Origin of the sequence: Methylobacterium sp. Leaf99 (assembly GCF_001422375.1) — a bacterium.
Taxonomy (GTDB): domain Bacteria; phylum Pseudomonadota; class Alphaproteobacteria; order Rhizobiales; family Beijerinckiaceae; genus Methylobacterium.
The window spans coordinates 262,474-281,225 of the sequence record NZ_LMMU01000007.1 but is presented as its reverse complement, the minus strand read 5'-3'; the positions used below and the strand labels follow the sequence as shown (position 1 = coordinate 281,225).

Genomic DNA, 18,752 nt, shown 5'->3' with positions numbered 1-18,752 from the left:
CCGATTTCCTAGCCCAAGCCGCGCCGGGGCGCAACGGGTTTGCGCGCGGATGCGTGCGGAGGGGACGCTCGGGAAAGCCCTCGCCATCGGCCCGGCCCATCGCCGGCGGGCGCGCACGAAGGCACCCGGCGCTGGAGGGACCGGAGGGATATCACGCCGTTCGAGGGGGTTTGGACGACAGGGCCTAGAGGAAGGGGGCCGGGTCCTTCTCGCGGCGCGGGGGCCGGACGTCGTTGCGGTTCCACCAGCCGCCGCCGAGCGCCTGGAACAGGGCCGCCGTGTCGGCGTACTGGTTGGCGCGCGCGCCCGCCGAGGTCACGATGGCCGACAGGTAGGATTGCTGGGCGATGAGCACCTGCGTGCTGTTGATGGCGCCGGCCGAATACTGCTTGCGGATGAGGTCGAGGCTCTGGCTCGTCGCCTTCTCGGCGGCAGCCGCCGCGGCCACGGCCTGAGCGTCGGATTGCAGCGCCCGCAGGGCGTCGGCGACGTTCTGGAAGGCGCCGATGACCACGGCGCGGTACTGGGCCTGGGCCTGGTCGAGGGTCTCCTCCGCCGCGCGCTGGCGCCGGAACAGGGTGCCGGCGTCGAAGATCGGCTGGGCCACGGTGCCGACGATGCCATAGAAGCTCGCCGCCGAACTCGCGAGCTGCGCGATCCGCACGGCGCTCGATCCGCCGTTGGCCGTGATGTTGAACTGCGGCAGGCGGTTGGCGACGGCGACCCCCACCAGCGCGCTCGCCTGCTGCACGTTGGCTTCCGCCGCCTTCACGTCGGGGCGCTGCTGCACGAGGTGCGACGGCAGGCTCACGGGGAGCCGGGTCGGCAGGCGGAGCGACGCGAGGGTGAAGGTCTGGGTGACCTCCTCGCTCGGGAACCGCCCGACGAGGGCGGTGAGCAGGTTGCGCTGGATCGCGAGCTGCTTTTCGAGCGGCGGCAGCAACTGCATCGACACCGAGAGCGCGGCCTGCTGCACCACCACGTCGGCCCCGGCGATCTGCCCGAGGGAAAGCTGCTTGTTGTAGAGGGTCAACACCTCGGTCTGGGCCTGGATCACCCGCTTCGTCGCGTCGATCTGGGCGCGGAGCGACGCTTCCTGGATCGCCGCCAGCACCACGTTGGCGGTGAGCGACAGGTAGGCGGCCTCGAGCTGGAAGCGCTGGTTCTCGGCCTGGGCTTCCAGCGATTCGATCTGGCGCCGGTTGCCGCCGAACACGTCGGGGGTGAACGAGACCGTCACCTGCGGGGTGTAGAGGCTGTAGAACAGCTGGCGTTGGTCGTTGAGCGGGCTCTGGAGCTCGCCTCCCGGCACCTTCTGGCGCGAACCGAGGCCGTTGAAACCCACCTGCGGGAACAGGGTGCCGCGCTGGGCCTCGACGTTCTGCTGGGCGATGCGCAGGGCCGCCTGGGCGGCGTCGAGGTTGGGGTTGTTGGCGAGCGCCTCCTCCACGAGGCGGTTGAGCGCCTTGGAGTGGAACAGCGTCCACCACTGGCCCGGCACGTCGGCGCCGGCGATGAAGTTCTGGTCGGCCGAGCCGCCCTGCCGGGTCGTCACCTTGTCGGTGGCCGTCGGGTTGGTCAGGGGCGCGCGGGTATAGCGGCTCACCGGCGGATCGGCGGGCGGCACGAAATCGGGGCCGACCATGCAGCCGGCGAGGCCCGCTGCCAAACCGGAGACGAGGGCGGCGGCGCAGGCCGTGCGCAGGAGCGCCATCCCGGGTCCGTTCGTGGTGCGTCGCATGGTGTGGCCGATCCCGCCGGGTGCCCGTCGCGCGTAGAGGCGACGGGGGCCTTCGGGAGTCAACGTGACCACATGCGCGGGACCAACGCTTTCACCCCCCTGTGTCGCGCGCATCACGCGTACGCCGCCCGGGCCGCCGCGTGCGCGGCCTCCGGCGGGCGCACCCCCGGGGCCGGCTTGCGCCGCGAGAACAGCCCGATGAGGATTGGCACGATCACCAGGATGAGGTTGGGGGCGAGCATGATGCCGCCCACGACCACGAGGGCGAGGGGCTTCTGCACCTGCGAGCCGATGCCCGTGGAGACGGCCGCCGGCAGGAGGCCGACGCAGGCGGCCACACAGGTCATCATCACCGGGCGCATGCGGACGTTGGCGGCGTGCCACACGGCGGCGCCCCGCTCCCAGCCCTCGTCGAGGAGCTGGTTGTAGTACGAGAGCAGGATCACGCCCTCCATGGTCGAGATGCCGAACAGCGCGATGAAGCCGATGGCGGCCGAGATGGAGAACGGCGTCAGGGTCAGCGCCAGGGCGAAGATGCCGCCGATCATCGCCATGGGGATCACGCTGAGGGTCAGCAGCATGTCGGTGAGGGAGGCGAAGTTGACGTAGAGCAGCAGGGCGATGAGCGCGATGGTGATGGGCACCACGACGCTGAGGCGCGCCACGGCGTCCTGCAGGTTGGTGAACTGGCCGACCCATTCGAGGTGGAAGCCCGCCGGCAGGGCGACCTCCTGGGCGATCCGGCTCTGGGCCTCCAGAACGGCTCCCCCCAGATCACGTCCGCGCACCGAAAACTTCACCGGGATGTAGCGCTCCTGGTTCTCGCGGTAGATGAAGGCCGCGCCCGAGGTCAGCGCCACGGTGGCGATCTCGGAGAGCGGCACCTGGATCACCCCGCCGGCGGGGTTGGGCGCCCCGATGGTGATGTTGCGGATGGTCTCCAGGCTGCGGCGGTACTCGGGTGCGAGGCGGACCCGCATGGGGAAGTGCCGGTCGGAGCCATACTCGTAGAGATCGCCCGCGGTCTGGCCGCCGATGGCCGCCTGGACGGTGGTGTTCACGTCGCCCGGCGTCAGGCCGTAGCGGGCGGCCTTGCGCCGGTCGATGTCGATGCGCACCGTCGGCTGGCCGAGCGAGGCGAAGACCGAGAGGTCGGCGATGCCGGGAATCCGGGCAAGCGACGCCTTCACCGCCTCGGCCGTGCGGGTGAGCTCGTTGAGGTCGCTGCCGTAGATCTTGACGGAGTTCTCGCCCTTCACCCCCGAGGCGGCCTCTTGGACGTTGTCCTCGATGTACTGGGAGAAGTTGAACTCGATGCCGGGAAACGCCTCGTCGAGCTGCTTCGACAGGGTGCGCACGAGGGTGTCCTTGTCGAGGTCCTTGCGCCACTGGTCGATGGGTTTCAGGGGCGCCAGGATCTCGACGTTGAAGAAGCCGGTGGCGTCGGTGCCGTCGTCGGGGCGGCCCTGGTGGGACAGGACGGTGACGACCTCGGGCACGTCGGAGACCATCTTGCGCAGGCGCTCGACATAGGCATTGCCAGCCTCGAGCGAGATCGAGGCCGGCATGGTACCGCGGATGTAGAGGTTGCCCTCCTCGAGCTTGGGCAGGAATTCGAGGCCGAGGGTTTTGGCGGCGATGGCCGAGGCGCCGAGCATCGCCGCCACCACGAGGAGCGACAGCAGCTTGTTGCGCAGGCCGAAGCGCAGGATGAGCACGTGGCCGAAGCGCAGGAGGCGCACCACCAGGGTGTCGCGCTCCTCCACGTGCTTGGGCAGGATCAGGGCCGACAGGGCGGGCGAGACCGTGAAGGTGGCGAGCAGGCCGCCGATGAGCGCGTAGGCGTAGGTCTTGGCCATGGGGCCGAAGATGTGGCCCTCGACGCCCGTCAGGGTGAACAGCGGCAGGAAGCCGACGATGATGATGGTGGCCGAGAAGAAGATCGCCCGGTTCACCTCGGCGCCCGCGATGGCGATGGTGCCGAGCCGCCCCGTGAGGCCGCCCGGCGCCGCCTGGCCCTCGCTGTGCTCCGGTTCGGCCACGTGGCGGAAGACGTTCTCGACCATGATCACGGTGGCGTCGACGATGAGGCCGAAGTCGATGGCGCCCAGCGACAGGAGGTTGGCCGAATCCCCCCGGAGGACGAGGATGAGGATGGCGAACCCGAGGGCGAAGGGAATCGTCGCCGCTACGATGATGGCGCTGCGCAAGCTGCCCAGGAACACCCACTGCACCACGAAGACCAGGACCACGCCGAAGACGAGGTTGTGCATCACCGTGTGGGTGGTGGTGTGGATCAGCCCGCTGCGATCGTAGATCCGCTCGACCTTGACGTCGGGAGGCAGGATGCCGCTGGCGTTGATCCGGTCGATCTCGGCCTCGACGAGCTTCAGGGTCGGCAGACTCTTGCCGCCCCGGCTCATGAGCACGATGCCCTCGACGATGTCGTTCTGGCCGTCATGGCCGACGATGCCGAGACGGGGCGCGTTGGAGACGCGGATGTCGGCGACGTCGCGCACGAGGACCGGCACGCCGCCGACCTGCGTCAGCATCGTGTCGCGGATGTCGTCCATGTCGCGGATGAGGCCGATGCCGCGCACCACCGCCGATTGCTCGCCGACGTTGAGGGTCTGGCCGCCGACGTTGATGCTTGAATTGTTCAGGGCGGTGATGAGCTGAACCAGGGTCAGCCCCTGGGCCTGGAGGCGGTTGAGATCGACGGCGATCTCGTATTCCTTGGTCTTGCCGCCGAAGGCGGTGACGTCGACCACGCCGGGGATCGCCTTGAACCGGCGCTGCAGCACCCAGTCCTGCAGGGTCTTGAGCTCGGTGGAGGAATAGCCGGCCGGCCCCGTCACCTTGTAGCGCATGATCTCGCCCACGGGACTCGTCGGCGAGATCTGCGGCTGGGCGCCGTTCGGCAGGGGCGGCAGCTGCGACAGGCGGTTGAGCACCCGCTGCAGCGCTTCCTGGTAGGTGAAGTTGTAGTTGAACTGCACCTTCACGTCGGACAGGCCGAACAGCGAGATGGTCCGCACCACCGTGGCGTTGGGGATGCCGGCGAGCTGCACTTCCAGGGGAATCGTGATGTAGCGCTCAATCTCGTCGGCCGACTGCCCGGGATTCTGCGTGATCACGTCGACGAGGGGCGGGACCGGATCGGGATAGGCCTCGATGTTCAGCTGCGTGTAGCTGGCGTAGCCGAGCCCCATCATCGCGAGGAACATCAGGAACACCAGCACGCGCTGGCGCAGGGCGAAGACGATCAGACTGTTCATCGCGCGCGGGTCATGGGTCGGCCGTTCGGGGCTGGGAATTCTTGGTGCGGAAGAGCCGTGCGGTCCGGCTCAGGACGCCTTGTCGCCGCTGACCGCGCGATCCATGAACAGGGCGCCGCGGGTGACGATCTCCTCGCCGACGCCGAGTCCCTCCACCACCTGCACCATGCCCTGTCCGGCGAGCCCGAGGGTCACGGCGCGGGCCTCGATGGCGCCGTCCGGGCGGGCGACCCAGACCTGCGCCCGGCGGCCCTCGTAGACGATGGAAGAGGGCGGGATCGCCGGCGCGGTCTGGCCGGGGCCGGTGAAGATCGTGAAGGCGGCGAACATCTCGGGCTTGAGCACGCGGTCGGGGTTCTCGACCTCGCTGCGCACGGACAGGCGCCGGGTCGCCGGATCGAGGCTGGCGGCCATGTAGTCGACCTTGGCCTTGAAGGCGCGCTGGCCGAAGCCCGCCACCCGGGCCTCGACGTCCTGGCCGATGCGGATCTTCGGGATCTCGCTCTCGCGCACGTTGGCGACGAGCCAGACCGTCGAAAGATCGCCGATGACGAAGACCGGTTCGGCCGAGGAGCTGAGATACTGCCCGATGCCGACCTTGCGCTGGACGATGGTGCCGGCGATGGGCGCGCGCAGCTGCGTCTCGGGGCTCATGGTGCCCTTCTTCTCGTAGGCGGCGATGTCGGCGTCCGACTTGCCGAGGATGCGCAGGCGGTTCTTGACCGCCTCCAGGCTCGCCTCGGCGGTCTTCAGGTCGCTCTGGGCGCCGATCACATCGTTCTGGGCGGACTGGTAGTCTTTCAGGGCCACGGCTTTCGCCTGGAACAGCTCCTGCTGCCGGGCCGCGATGATGGTGTCGAGCTTCAGCAGGGCGGTGGTCTTGGCAATGGTGTTCACGGCGGCCTGGTAGTCGCTCTGGGCCTGGACCATGTCGGTGGCCTCCATGGTGAGGAGGACGTCGCCGGCCTTCACCTCGTCGCCCGCCCGCACCAGCACCTTGGTGACGCGGCCCGAATAGGGCGAGGTGACGGGCACGTTGTCGTCGTCGTTGAGGGCGATGCGCCCCTCCGCCGTGCCCTCGGGCCGGAACGTCAGGGCCCGGACGGGGGCGATCTCGAGGGCGGCGCGCTGGGCCGGGTTCGGGCGGAACACCCGCGCGACGGGAGCGGCGCGGCCGCCGCCGGTGTCGGAGGCTTCCTCGGACGGGCCCGAGACCTGGGCGAGGCGCTCGCGCACCGTCGTGAGCACCCATCCGGCGAAGGCCGAGTCGCGCTCCGACCAGGCAACGGCCCCGAGGCCGGCGCAGATCACCAGCCCGAGCAGGACGATGAGCTTGGAGATGCCCTTCCGGGGACCTGTGGACATGGCGGTACTTTCCGGCGGTCGGCGCAAGAGGCTCTTCGGTGACGTGAGGCTGACTTTTCAATCCACCGCACCGGGGTGCCGTGGAAGGACTATCGAGGGGAGGTGGTGGCCTCGTGGCGGACGCCGATCGTTCGTCGTTCTGTACATTTCCAAGGTCGCGGCGCCCGCCGGCTAGGTGAACTGCCTTGCCCGGTCGAAGCGATGACGACGGTGCGTACCGCATCGGCAAGTCACGCTAGCCAACTCCGTCCCTTCGACGATCCCTGTGCTGCGGCCTCTCCAGAGGGCCGAATTCATGTCGCGAGAATGACTGTGTAACGGGAACGCGAACACAAGGCCGTGATCGGCGGATGGAAGCATGGATGAGATCGTATCGCCGCCGGCTGCTTATCACCGGGACTCGGCCTCTGCGACAACAAACTGCGCCCTCCAGGGGGCGGGCGCCTCCGGGCCGTCGCGGATCGCGGTGCGGAATCCGCCTCCACATCGCCTTCGGCCGGAGCGGTCCGCACGCTCAGAAATCCGCGTGGAGGCGGGTGCCGAAGAAGTGCGCCGGGCCGCGGTCCCGGTTGTAGGCGGGGTTGGCGACGAACTGGTAATCGGCCGTCAGCACCAGGGCCTTGCCGAGGCTCAGCGCATAGTAGGTCTCCACCGCCCGCTCGGGCGCGTAGGTCAGCCGCCCGTCGCCGATGAGCAGGCCGAGACCGCCATTGGCGAAGTAGGCGCGATGCGACGGCGAGAGCTGGTTCATCGACGTGCCGAGGCCGATCGTATCGTCCGGCCGGCCCCATCGCGCGCCTTTCAGCGAAACGCCGCCCGAAAAACTCCGGTCGATGTCGGTGAACGACAGGTTCTCGTTACGCCCGTCGGCGGCGCTGGCGCGGGCGAACACGCCGAGATCGGCGGTGACCGCCTGTTCGAGGTTGATGTAGACGCCGCTCTTTCGCCGGGGCCGCCGGGTCGCCGCCACGGCGTCGTTGATGTCGTCGAAGGCGCCCGCCTGGGTCAGGCCCACCACCTCGCGGTAGCGCGCGCTGTTGCCGACGTTGGAGAAGGCCCCCAGCCGCAGCTTGCCCGGCTGATCGAGGAACGGCAGGACGTGGCGCTCCTCGAACTCCACGGTGAAGCCGCCGCGCTCGAACACCCGCGGGTCGAGGACGTCGCTGGAGGGTTCCTTCGGCACCTGGGTGTAGGCCGCCCGCACGGCGAACGCCGCGCGGTTGTACTCGACGAGGACGCCCTGCGTGTAGCCCGGCAGGTTCGCCGGAAAATCCCACGCCGCCGAACTCCACAGGCCCCAGTTCGCGAAATCCACGCGCGGATCGTGGGCGTAGCGGTTGCCGTCGAAATAGTCGCCCATGGCGAACTTGCCGGCGATGACGGTGATGCGCTCGACGTCGTAGGTGTTGGCGATCTGGTTGGGACCATCGGGCAGGGTCTCGGTCTCGCCGCCCAGACCGAAGGTCTGCTTCACGAAGTAGCGGGCGGAGCGCAGCTTCGGGAACGGGGCGCCCGCCTTCTGCGCCTCGCCGTTGGTGAAGCCCGCGACCCCGAGGGTGCGGCTGAGGCCGAAGCCCTGGGAGAATTCCGGGTTGTAGTAGAGCTCCGTGCTGTCCGTGAGCTTCAACCCGAGGAACAGCGTCGCCGTCGTCGTCGCCTGCGCCTGGTTCGGCACGAGGCTGTTGGGGCCGCTATAGGGCGCGCGGAACCCCGACACCGCCTGGTTGAAGAACGTGGTCTGGCCGTGGAGCGAGAAGCGCTCGCCGAGAACCGGGCCGGAATCCTCCGCCTCGTCGGGCAGGCGCAGGCCGGCGGGATGCCAGATCAGCCGCGCCATCACCTCGTTGGCGATGAAGCTCGCCCGCGTCGAGACCGGGCCGCCCGCCGCGCCCGGCACCGTGCCGAGCTCGAACCGGCCGCTGCCGCCGAGGTCGTTGTAGCGGTAGTCGATGCCGAGGCTGAGATGCTCGTCGACCGCGAACTGCACGCCGGCCCCGAGGGTGAAGCCGAGGAAGCCGCGGTCGCGCCGCGCCGTGGCGACGAGGCCCGTGGCGAGGTCGGGATAGGTGGCGAGGAACCGCGCCTCGGCCCCGGCGAGCCCGAAAGTGGCGTAAATCAGGGACCGCTCGAACGCGTAGCCGACGCGCGCCCGCACCGCCCCGAACGCATCGGACTTGACCCGGATGAGGCTGAAGGCCGGATCGACGGATTCGGTGCCGAAGCCCGGTGCCGTGGAGGCGACGGGCCGCTTCAGGTTGCTGCCGAAGACATCGGCCTCCACGCCCGTGAGCCACGGCCCGGTCTGCCAGTTGTAACCGGCCAAAACCCCGCCGACGGCGGTTGTGGCCTCGCGGCTGCGATCCGCGCGGCCGGTGGCGTCGCCGGTCTTGAAGGCCGGGACGGAGCGGCCCCCGACGGAGGTCGGGCCGAAGTTGAATGCGCCGAACGAAGCCCCGGCGCTGCCCTCGAGGCCGAGGTAGGCCCCGCTCCAATCGATGAAGGCGGGCGATGGCGCGGTCCGTGATGCGGCGGGGTCGGCGGCCTGCGCGGTCTGGGCGAGCCCCAAACCGACGAGAAGCGCCGCTGTCCGCGAAACACCAGGGATCGAGGGGGCGAAAAATCTCGGCATCGGACGGGTCTCGGACGGCGTGGGTGTCATGTGCTCCCGCCTCGCTCGCCACGCCGAACGACGTCGCCATGTCGGGTCGAGGGCCTTGGCCGGGCCGAGGGACCTGGCTCGCCGGCGGTGCCGGTGGGCATGCCGGGGTCGGGTCTCGGTGACGCGGCGTATCGGCAGAATGGCGTCGTGCATCGTGAACCGGCGCGACGTGCGGGTTCGGGAACTTCGATACGCGAGGATGCGGGCCCTGTCCCCTGGGGCCGGACCACGGCGCGGGCTCTCTCACCGTCCTTAATCCCGGAGACGGACACGCCGTGCCGGGACGTGGCATTCGAGCCACACGCCGACCCGTGCCGGCGCGGCGGTCGTCGGGGGGCGGGAATGTCCAACGGGGCGGATCACCGATTCCCTTCGACGCCGCCCGTCCCGCACGGAGCCGGAAATCCCGGCGCACGCCTTCGGATTCTTCGCGTTGATTCCGGACGGATGGGGGCTCGACCCGGCCCTCCATATGAGGTTAACCAACCCTTAAGAACGCACGGCCTAGGTTGAAGGCGCGGGAATCCGGCGGGGCGTTGGACCCGCCGGGAGGGGAGACGGCGTGCGTTGGGGGGCTGATCGCTGGCGGTTCTATCGGCTGATCGGCCGCGAGGTCGCGCAGACCGCGCGCAATGCCTATGCGGGCGCCACCGGCCGACCCGACCTCCTGGCGGGCGCCCGCGTCACCGGCCTCGTCATCGCGCCCCACGATCTGCGCACCAGCGACGCCACCTTCGCCGACGATATCTATGCCGGGCTGTTCGTGTTCGCCGGGCGCTCGCTCTCGGTCAGCGGGCGCTCGCCCTTCGACTACGCGCCGCCGTCGCCGGAATGGGCCGACGCCCTCTACGGCTTCGGCTGGCTGCGCCACCTGCGCGCCGCCGACACGGCCTTGGCCCGCGCCAACGCCCGGGCGTTCGTGGCCGATTTCATGGCCGGACGCGGCGAGGCGGCGCTGGCGAAGCCGACCCCCGTGGCCGCGCGCCGGCTCATCGCCTTCCTGTGCCAGTCGCCCCTGGTGCTGGAGGGGGCCGACCACGCCTTCTATCAGACCTTCCTCAAGACCATCGGCCGGACGGCGCGCGACCTCGAACGCGACCTGCGGCGCGGGATCTCGCCCCAGACCCGGCTGCTCGCGGCGGTCGCCCTCTGCTACGCCGGACTCTGCTGCGAGGGCATCCAGCCGATCCTGCGCCGAGCCACCCGCATCCTCGTGCGCGAGCTCGAACGCCAGATCATGCCGGATGGCGGCCACCGCAGCCGCGATCCGCGCTTCGCCATGGAGCTGCTCCTCGACCTGCTGCCCCTGCGCCAGAGCTTCCTCGGCCGCGGCATCGATCCGCCGGAAGCCCTGCTCCGCGCCGTGGACCGGATGCTGCCCCTGCTGCGGCTCCTGCGCCACGCCGACGCCTCGCTCAGCCACTTCAACGGCATGGGTGCCACCGCCGCCGACCATCTGGCCACCCTGCTGGTCTATGACGGGGCCATGGCCCAGCCGCTCATGCACGCGCCGAATTCCGGCTACGAGCGCCTGGAGGCCGGCCGCGTGCTGCTGGTGGCCGATGTCGGCGCGCCGCCGCCGCTGGTCGATTCCATCAATGCCGGCGCCGGCTGCCTCTCCTTCGAACTGTCGAGCGGCCCCCAGCGCATCGTCCTCAATTGCGGCCTGCCGGCGAGCGGACCGGAGCTCCGGCGGCTCGCCCGCAGCACGGCGGCGCATTCCACGGCGACGATCGCCGATTCCTCATCCTGCCGGTTCCTCACCGGGGGCGGCGCCTGGTACGAGCGCTGGGCCGTGCGCTGGCTCGCCGGGCGCATCGGTCCCGTGGTCCTGCGCGGCCCGCGGGCGGTCAAGGCCGAGCGTACCCTCGACCCGGACGGCACGCGGGTGCTCGCCGCCCGCCACGACGGCTACGTCCCCGATTTCGGCCTCGTCCACGAGCGGCGCTGGCGCCTGGCCGCCGACGGTTCGGTGGTGGAGGGCGAGGACGCGTTCGTGCGGTCCGGATCGGCACGCGCGAAGCCGCACGAGGTCGCCATCCGCTTCCACCTGCACCCGGCCATCGCCGCCCGCGGCCGGGAGGAGGGCGGCCTCGAACTCGTCTCGCCCATCGGCGAGGTCTGGCACTTCGACGCCGAGAATGCGCAGATCGCCCTGGAGGAGAGCGTCTACTTCGCCGGCCTCACCGGCGCGCGGCGCACGGACCAGATCGTGCTCTATCTCACGGTGCCGGAGGATACGCGGGTGCGCTGGCGCTTCGCCCGGGCCGTGCCGCCCGACGCCTGACGCGCGGGCCGGACCGGGGTCCGACCCCGGCCCGACCCTGGTCCGCACACCGGATTTCGTGTTAGGCGCCCGGCAGTTCCATCGCTTTCGACCGGACGAACCTCCATGTCGCATGATCAGGTGCGGGTGACCCGTGCTCTCCTCTCCGTCTCGGACAAGGCGGGGCTCGTCGATTTCGCGAAGGCCCTGAGCGCGCGTGGGGTCGCCCTCGTCTCCACCGGCGGCACCCACCGCGAACTCGTGGCCGCCGGTCTGCCGGTGACGGAAGTCGCGGATCTCACCGGCTACCCCGAGATGATGGACGGGCGGGTCAAGACCCTGCATCCGGCGGTCCATGGCGGCCTGCTCGCCGTGCGCGACAACCCCGAGCATCAGGCGGCGCTGGCCGCCCACGGCATCGGCGCCATCGACCTCCTGGTGGTCAACCTCTACCCGTTCGAGGCCACCATTGCGCGCGACGCGTCGTTCGACGATTGCGTCGAGAACATCGATGTCGGCGGTCCGGCGATGATCCGCGCGGCCGCCAAGAACCATGCCGATGTGGCCGTGGTGGTGGAGGTGGCCGATTACGCGGCGATCCTCGCCGAACTCGACGCCCAGGACGGCGCGCTCTGCATCGGCACCCGCCGCCGGCTCGCCCAGAAGGCGTTCGCCCGCACGGCCGCCTACGACGCCGCCATCGCCAACTGGATGGCCGGCTCCGTCGGGCAGGGCGCCACCCCGGCCTTCCGCGCCATGGGCGGCCAGCTGGCGCAGAGTCTGCGCTACGGCGAGAATCCGCACCAGAGAGCCGCCTTCTACCGGGCGCCGGGCCGCGTGCGCCCCGGAGTCGCCAGCGCCCGCCAGCTCCAGGGCAAGGAACTCTCCTACAACAACCTCAACGACACCGACGCGGCCTACGAGTGCGTCGCCGAGTTCGATCCCGCCCGCGTCGCGGCGGTGGCGATCATCAAGCACGCCAACCCGTGCGGAGTCGCCGAGGGCGCGACCCTCGTCGAGGCCTACGAGCGGGCGCTGGCCTGCGATCCGACCTCGGCCTTCGGCGGCATCGTCGCCCTCAACCGCACCCTGGACGCCGAGGCCGCAGCGAAGATCGTCGAGATCTTCACCGAGGTGATCATCGTGCCCGATGCGAGCCCCGAGGCCATCGCCATCGTGGCGGGGAAGAAGAACCTCCGGCTCCTCCTCGCCGGCGGCCTGCCCGACCCGCGCGCGGCCGGCGAGACGGTGAAGACCCTGTCCGGCGGCTTCCTCGTGCAGGGCCGGGATGCCGCCGTCATCGACGACATGCCGCTCACCGTGGTGACGCAGCGCGCGCCGACGGAGCGGGAATACGCCGACCTGCGCTTTGCCTACCGCATCGCCAAGCACGTCAAGTCGAACGCCATCGTGTACGCGCGGGACGGCGCCACCGTCGGCATCGGCGCCGGGCAGATGTCGCGGGTGGATTCATCGCGGATCGCCGCCTGGAAGGCGGGGGAGGGTGCGGCGCGCATCGGGGCGGCCGAGAGCCTGGCCAAGGGCGCCGTCGTCGCCTCGGACGCGTTCTTCCCCTTCGCCGACGGCCTGCTCGCGGCGGCGGAGGCCGGCGCCACGGCGGTGATCCAACCCGGCGGCTCCATGCGGGACGCCGAGATCATCGCCGCCGCCGACGCGGCCGGCCTCGCCATGGTGTTCACCGGGCACCGCCACTTCCGGCACTGAACTTGCGCAGCGCGCGGCGGATGCCGTGCGCTCCGTCCGACCCGAGGCTTCCTTCCATGACCGACACTCAGACCTCATCCCGCCGCACGGAGCGCCGGGCGGCGGGCAAGCGCCTGCGGGAGGCCGTGCCGCGTGAATCCCACGCCGCGTGGCAGCCGGCGGAAGGGCGCGATCCCCTGGCGATCCTGCGGGCGGGGGACGCCGGCCGGCTCCTCGAACTCGTCCCCCTGCGCCGCGAGCGGATGCGCGCGAGCCCCTTCGCGTTCCTGCGCGGCAGCGCCGCCGTGATGGCCGCCGACCTCGTCGGCGCGCCTGCGCCGGGCATCCCGGTCCAGGCCTGCGGCGATTGCCACATCGGCAATTTCGGCGTGTACCGCAGCCCCGAGGGGCAGACCCTGTTCGACATCAACGACTTCGACGAGACCCTGTGGAACGTCGATTTCACCGTCGACGTGAAGCGCCTCGCCGCCAGCATCGCGGTCGCCGCCCTGCCGCAGGGCGAGGACAAGGCGCGCCGCGCGGCCCGGGCGGGCGTCCGTGCCTACCGCGAGCACATGCGCGACCTCGCGATCCTCGGCCCCCTGGCGGTCTGGCACAGCCGGATCGACCTCAAGCACGAGATCGGCCGCCTCGGCGACGGAGACCTGTGCCGGAATCTCCTGGCCAAGGCCGCAGCCGAGACCTCCGACGGCCTCAGCCACGGCGATGCCCCGGACCTCGACCCGAGCACCCAGCACGCCGATCCGGCCCAGTGGCGCATCGCCGACAAGGCGCCGACGCTCTTCCATGGGGGGCCGAACGGGCTGACCGAGGCCGTCGCGGAGGCGAAGGCGGCGTTGCTCGCTTATCCGCAGAGCCTCACCGCCGACCGCAATCTCCTCGTCCTGCGCTACGAACAGCGCGATGTGGCGTTCAAGGTCGTGGGGATCGGCTCCGTCGGCACGGTCTGCGCCGTCGGCGTCTACGCCGATGCCGACGGGGCGCCGCTCTTCCTGCAGATCAAGGAGGCCCGGCCCTCGGTCCTGGCGCCCCTGGCCCTCAGGCCGTTCTTCCTCGCCTCGGAGGGCCAGCGCGTCATCGACGGCCAGCGCATCATGCAGGCGGCGAGCGATCCTTTCCTCGGCACGGCCTATTTCGAGGCGAGCGGGCGCTCCTACTACGTGCGCCAGCTCAAGAACAAGAAGCTCTCGGCCGTGGCCGAAATCCTCGCCGCGAGCGGGGCGAAGGCCTATGCGCAGCTCTGCGGAACCACCCTGGCGCGCGCCCATGCCCGCTCGGGCGATGCAGCGATGATCACCGGCTATCTCGGCCGGGGCTCGGCCTTCGACGAGGCCGTGGCGGACTTCGCCATGCTGTATGCCGCGCAGACGCAAGCCGACCACGCCGCGCTGCTCGACGCGACGGCCTGATCCCCGGCGTCCCGCCGTTCCCGCAGACCGGGTCCTGAGTTCGCGCAAGAAGGGCCCCGTCTCGCGACGGGGCCCTTTTGTCCTTTCGCCGTCCCGCGCGACACGGGAGCGACAGTTACACCGGATCGGGCTCAGCGCGCGGGCGCCTCGTCGTAGGTGAAGATGTCGCGATCCTTGGTCTCGGGGATGAACAGGGCCCCGATGACCGCGGTCGCGAGGGCGATGACGATCGGGTACCAGAGCCCGAAATAGATGTCGCCGGTCTGGGCCACCATGGCGAAGGCGGTGGCGGGGAGAAGGCCGCCGAACCAGCCGTTGCCGATGTGGTAGGGCAGGGACATCGAGGTGTAGCGGATGCGCGTCGGGAACAGTTCGACGAGGGCCGCCGCGATCGGGCCGTAGACCATGGTCACGTACAGGACGAGGATCGTCAGGATGGCGATGATGGTCAGTTTCTGGGCCGAGAAGATGTCGATCATCTTGGCGAAGTTCGAGAGGCCGTCCTTCGGGTCGATGACGATCTTCACGATGCTCGGGTTCGTGGCCGTGGGGTAGCCGGCAGCGGTGAGTGCCGCACCGACGTCCTTGGCGAAGGCCGGATCGGCGGCGGCGAACTCCTTGCCGGCGACGGTGACGGTGGCCTTGGTGCCGGGGGCCACCGGCTCGGTGGTGTAGTTCACCGCGGACCGGGCGAGCAGTGCCTTGGCGATGTCGCAGGAATTGGTGAACTTGGCGGTTCCCACCGGATTGAACTGGAACGAGCAATCCGCCGGGTCGGCCTTGACCACCACCTGCGTGTTCTGCTGGGCCGCGTGCAGGGCCGGGTTGGCCGCCGCGGTCAGGGCCTTGAACAGCGGGAAGAACGTCAGCGCCGCGATCACGCAACCGCCGAGGATGATCGGCTTGCGGCCGATCTTGTCGGAGAGCGCGCCGAAGAACAGGAACCCGCCGGTGCCGAGGATCAGCGACCAGGCGATGAGCACGTTGGCGGTGAACTGGTCGACCTTCAGGATCGTCTGCAGGAAGAACAGCGCGTAGAACTGGCCGGTGTACCAGACGACGGCCTGGCCGGCGGTGAGGCCGAGCAGGGCGAGGAGCGCCCACTTGGCGTTGCGCCACTGGCCGAACGCCTCGGAGAGCGGCGCCTTCGAGCCGGTGCCCTCTTCCTTCATCTTCTTGAAGGCCGGGCTCTCCTGCATCTGCAGGCGGATCCAGACGGAGACGCCGAGCAGCACGATCGAGACCAGGAACGGAATGCGCCAGCCCCAGGCGGCGAACGGCGTGATCGTCCCTGCGGAGCCATCGGCCAGGGTGGTGGCGACGGGGGCGTAGTTCGCGTTCACGTAGATCTGGGTGAACAGGATCACCATCAGGGACAGCAGCAGCCCGAGGGTCGCTGTGGTCTGGATGAAGGCGGTGTAGAAGCCGCGACGGCCGCGGGGCGCGTGCTCGGCCACGTAGACCGCCGCGCCGCCATACTCGCCGCCGAGGGCCAGACCCTGCAGCATGCGCAACGCCAGCAGCGCGACGGGGGCGACCCAGCCGACGCCGTACTCGTTCATGGTGGCGTAGGAAGGCAGCAGGCCGACGACGAAGGTCGAGATGCCCATGATCAGGATGGTGATGAGGAAGGTGTACTTGCGGCCGACGAGGTCGCCGAGGCGGCCGAACACGAGGGCGCCGAAGGGACGCACGAGGAAGCCGGCGGCGAAGGCCAGGAGCGCGAAGACGTTGCGCGTGGCTTCCGGGTAGGCGGAGAAGAACTGCGCCCCGATGATCGCGGCGAGCGAGCCGTAGAGGTAGAAATCATACCATTCGAAGACGGTGCCGAGCGAGGAAGCCAGGATGACCTTCTTCTCGCCGGCGCTCATCGGCCGCGTGGCCGACTCGCTGACGGGCACTGCACTTGACGCAACCATAACGACGTTTCTCCAGCATTTCGATTGCCCGGGCGTTGTCCGCCTGTAGCTGTTGGACCCTTGTGCGTATCCAAGTTGTCGTGGGCCGGTGACAGGATCCATCGACCCCGCGCGCCCGAACGACACCCCCTGACCACGTCGGGGGCGATGCTAAGCGACGCCATGATTTCGCCCAATAGGGATGACGGGCGGAAAAGTACCGAATTCAGAAAAATTCAGCCAAAGACCAATTATTTTTCTGATCTCTCTGAGGATTAAAGGCCGTCGACACGCAAGAAGGGGCGCGGCTCTCGCCGCGCCCTTCCGCTGTCAGGTCCGCCCGATGCCCGGAGGCTCAGTGCGCATGCGCTCCCTCGGCACCGATCCCGGTCTCCGAGCGGACGAACTGCGCGTCGAACAGGGCCCGCTCGCGCTTCGCCCGAGCCGTGTTGTCGAGCTTCGACACGACGTAGATCGTCAGGAAGGCGAGCGGCATCGAGAACAGCGCCGGGTTGTCGTAGGGGAAGATCGCCACGGGGTTGCCAAAGGTGGTGACCCAGACGGCCTTCGACAGGACGACCATGCCGACGGCCGCGAACAGGCCGACAAAGCCGCCGATGAGGGCGCCCCAGGTGGTGGTGCCCCGCCACAGGATCGACATGGTGAGGACGGGGAAGTTGCAGCTCGCCGCCACCGAGAAGGCGAGGCCGACCATGAAGGCGACGTTCTGGTTCTCGAAGACGTAGCCGAGGTAGATCGCCACGATGCCGATCACCACCGCCGAGATCTTGGACAGCCGCACCTCGGAGGCTTCGTTGGTGCGCCCGCGGGCGATGACGCTGGCGTAGAGATCGTGGCTGACGGCCGAGGCGCCCGCCAGCGTCAGGCCGGCCACCACGGCCAGGATGGTAGCGAACGCCACCGCCGAGATGAACCCGAGGAAGTACGGTCCGCCCACGGCGTTGGCGAGGTTCACCGCGACCATGTTGGTTCCGCCGACCATGTCCTTCAGCTTGTCGAAGGCGCCGGCCGGGCCGAGCTTGAAGTAGACCGGGTCGGACATCAGCAGGGCGATGCCGCCGAAACCGATGATGAACGTGAGGATGTAGAAGTAGCCGATGAGGCCGGTGGCGTAGAACACCGACTTTCGAGCCGCCTGGGCGTCGGACACCGTGAAGAACCGCATGAGGATGTGCGGCAGGCCGGCGGTGCCGAACATGAGGCCCATTCCGAGGGAGATCGCCTCGATGGGATTGTTGACGAGGCCGCCCGGTCCCATGATCGCGTCGCCCTTGGGGTGCGTCGCGACGGCCGCCGAGAACAGGGCCTCGGGATTGAAGCCGTATTTGTAGAGCACCGCGCCGGCCATGAAGGTGGCGCCGCCGAGCAGCAGGCAGGCCTTGATCACCTGGACCCAGGTGGTGGCCTTCATGCCGCCGAAGGCGACGTACACGATCATCAGCACGCCGACGATGACCACGGCGTAGAGGTAGGGCAGGCCGAACAGGAGTTGAATGAGTTTCCCCGCTCCGACCATTTGCGCGATGAGGTAGAACGCCACCACCACCAGGGTTCCGATCGCCGAGATGATGCGAATGGAGGTCTGGTCGAGGCGGAAGCTCGCCACGTCGGCGAAGGTGAACTTGCCGAGATTGCGCAGGCGCTCGGCGATGAGGAACAGCACGATGGGCCAGCCGACGAGGAAGCCGGTGGAGTAGATCAGACCGTCGAAGCCCGAGGTGTAGACGAGGCCCGAGATGCCGAGGAAGGACGCCGCCGACATGTAGTCGCCCGCGATGGCGAGGGAGTTGGTCCCGGCCGAGATACCGCCGCCGGCGGCATAGAAGTCGGCGGCCGACTTGGTGCCCTTGGCGGCCTTGTAGGTGATGCCGAGGGTGAAGAGGACGAAGAAGCCGAACATGCCGATGGCCGGCCAGTTCGTGGCCTGCTGGGAGACGGCACCGAGATCGGGGCCGGCGGCGAAGGCCGCCCCGACGGCCAGCGCCGCCATGGCGCTCCCGAGAAGAACAGGATGGTTGAAGCGGCTCATCGGGCGAGATCCCGGTTGAGTTCGGCCGTCAGCGCATCGAAGCGGCCGTTGGCACGCTGGACGTAGATGCCCGTGAGGATGAAGGCGAAGACGATCACGGCCACGCCGAGGATGAGGCCGAGCGACGTGGTCGCGCTGCCGACCTTGGTGGCGAGCAGCGCCTTGTCGAAGGCGATGAGGCCGATGAAGCCGAAATAGACCACCAGCATCGCGCCGGTGAGGATCCAACCAAACCGCGTGCGTTCGTGCACGAGTTCCTTGAACCGCGGATTCTGCGCGATCCGCGCAGTGACAGGATCAGACATGGCGCAGCTTTCCCCGTGAGCCGGCTCCTTCTCCAGGATGCCGAACTCAGATGTTG

Annotated in this window: 10 protein-coding genes; 3 read left to right on the top strand and 7 right to left on the bottom strand. The window is 69.4% G+C overall.

Annotation, left to right across the window (positions count from 1 at the left end; translation table 11 throughout):
* Positions 1 to 184: 184 nt before the first annotated feature.
* The 4 genes from ASF28_RS12350 to ASF28_RS12335 form a co-directional block, all read right to left on the bottom strand.
* Entirely contained in the window at positions 185 to 1,714 is a 1,530-nt protein-coding gene (locus ASF28_RS12350; protein ID WP_056092729.1) for an efflux transporter outer membrane subunit, read from the bottom strand.
* 140 nt (positions 1,715 to 1,854) lie between these two features.
* Positions 1,855 to 5,019, bottom strand: coding sequence for an efflux RND transporter permease subunit (locus ASF28_RS12345; RefSeq protein ID WP_056092726.1), 3,165 nt, complete (start codon positions 5,017 to 5,019; stop codon positions 1,855 to 1,857).
* Between the two features lie 69 nt (positions 5,020 to 5,088).
* The gene (locus tag ASF28_RS12340; RefSeq protein ID WP_056092722.1) at positions 5,089 to 6,384 is read right to left on the bottom strand and encodes an efflux RND transporter periplasmic adaptor subunit; all 1,296 of its coding nucleotides are present in this window, start codon (positions 6,382 to 6,384) and stop codon (positions 5,089 to 5,091) included.
* Positions 6,385 to 6,898: 514 nt separating this feature from the next.
* Positions 6,899 to 9,013, bottom strand: a complete 2,115-nt coding sequence (locus ASF28_RS12335) for a carbohydrate porin (protein ID WP_056092719.1) — start codon at positions 9,011 to 9,013, stop codon at positions 6,899 to 6,901.
* 592 nt (positions 9,014 to 9,605) lie between these two features.
* Here ASF28_RS12335 and ASF28_RS12330 point away from each other — a divergent pair.
* The 3 genes from ASF28_RS12330 (at position 9,606) to ASF28_RS12320 (ending at position 14,443) form a co-directional block, all read left to right on the top strand.
* Positions 9,606 to 11,330: a heparinase II/III family protein gene (locus tag ASF28_RS12330; protein WP_056092718.1), complete on the top strand. Its 1,725-nt coding sequence runs from the start codon at positions 9,606 to 9,608 to the stop codon at positions 11,328 to 11,330.
* A gap of 105 nt (positions 11,331 to 11,435) precedes the next feature.
* Complete coding sequence (purH, locus tag ASF28_RS12325; protein WP_056092715.1) at positions 11,436 to 13,034, top strand: bifunctional phosphoribosylaminoimidazolecarboxamide formyltransferase/IMP cyclohydrolase; 1,599 nt, start codon at positions 11,436 to 11,438, stop codon at positions 13,032 to 13,034.
* A 56-nt stretch (positions 13,035 to 13,090) separates the two neighbouring features.
* Positions 13,091 to 14,443 (top strand): DUF2252 domain-containing protein, encoded by a 1,353-nt coding sequence (locus ASF28_RS12320; RefSeq protein WP_056092712.1) that lies wholly within the window; start codon positions 13,091 to 13,093, stop codon positions 14,441 to 14,443.
* Between the two features lie 131 nt (positions 14,444 to 14,574).
* On the opposite strand, the gene ASF28_RS12315 is transcribed toward ASF28_RS12320, so the two are convergent.
* The 3 genes from ASF28_RS12315 to ASF28_RS12305 all read right to left on the bottom strand — a co-directional run bounded on the left by ASF28_RS12315 (position 14,575) and on the right by ASF28_RS12305 (position 18,696).
* Positions 14,575 to 16,314, bottom strand: coding sequence for an MFS transporter (locus ASF28_RS12315; RefSeq protein WP_082476578.1), 1,740 nt, complete (start codon positions 16,312 to 16,314; stop codon positions 14,575 to 14,577).
* A gap of 382 nt (positions 16,315 to 16,696) precedes the next feature.
* A complete protein-coding gene (locus ASF28_RS12310) occupies positions 16,697 to 18,352 on the bottom strand; it encodes a cation acetate symporter (RefSeq protein WP_370692901.1) in 1,656 nt (551 codons plus the stop codon).
* Positions 18,353 to 18,387: 35 nt separating this feature from the next.
* On the bottom strand, positions 18,388 to 18,696 hold the full coding sequence (locus ASF28_RS12305; protein ID WP_056092703.1) for a DUF485 domain-containing protein: 309 nt from the start codon (positions 18,694 to 18,696) through the stop codon (positions 18,388 to 18,390).
* Positions 18,697 to 18,752: the final 56 nt, after the last annotated feature.

Coding starts and splice junctions, on each gene's coding strand:
- ASF28_RS12315 (WP_082476578.1), bottom strand. CDS start 16,314: ATGAGCGCCGGCGAGAAGAAGGTCATCCTGGCTTCCTCGCTCGGCACC.
- ASF28_RS12340 (WP_056092722.1), bottom strand. CDS start 6,384: ATGTCCACAGGTCCCCGGAAGGGCATCTCCAAGCTCATCGTCCTGCTC.
- purH (WP_056092715.1), top strand. CDS start 11,436: ATGTCGCATGATCAGGTGCGGGTGACCCGTGCTCTCCTCTCCGTCTCG.
- ASF28_RS12310 (WP_370692901.1), bottom strand. CDS start 18,352: ATGGCGGCGCTGGCCGTCGGGGCGGCCTTCGCCGCCGGCCCCGATCTC.
- ASF28_RS12305 (WP_056092703.1), bottom strand. CDS start 18,696: ATGTCTGATCCTGTCACTGCGCGGATCGCGCAGAATCCGCGGTTCAAG.
- ASF28_RS12335 (WP_056092719.1), bottom strand. CDS start 9,013: ATGCCGAGATTTTTCGCCCCCTCGATCCCTGGTGTTTCGCGGACAGCG.
- ASF28_RS12345 (WP_056092726.1), bottom strand. CDS start 5,019: ATGAACAGTCTGATCGTCTTCGCCCTGCGCCAGCGCGTGCTGGTGTTC.
- ASF28_RS12320 (WP_056092712.1), top strand. CDS start 13,091: ATGACCGACACTCAGACCTCATCCCGCCGCACGGAGCGCCGGGCGGCG.
- ASF28_RS12350 (WP_056092729.1), bottom strand. CDS start 1,714: ATGGCGCTCCTGCGCACGGCCTGCGCCGCCGCCCTCGTCTCCGGTTTG.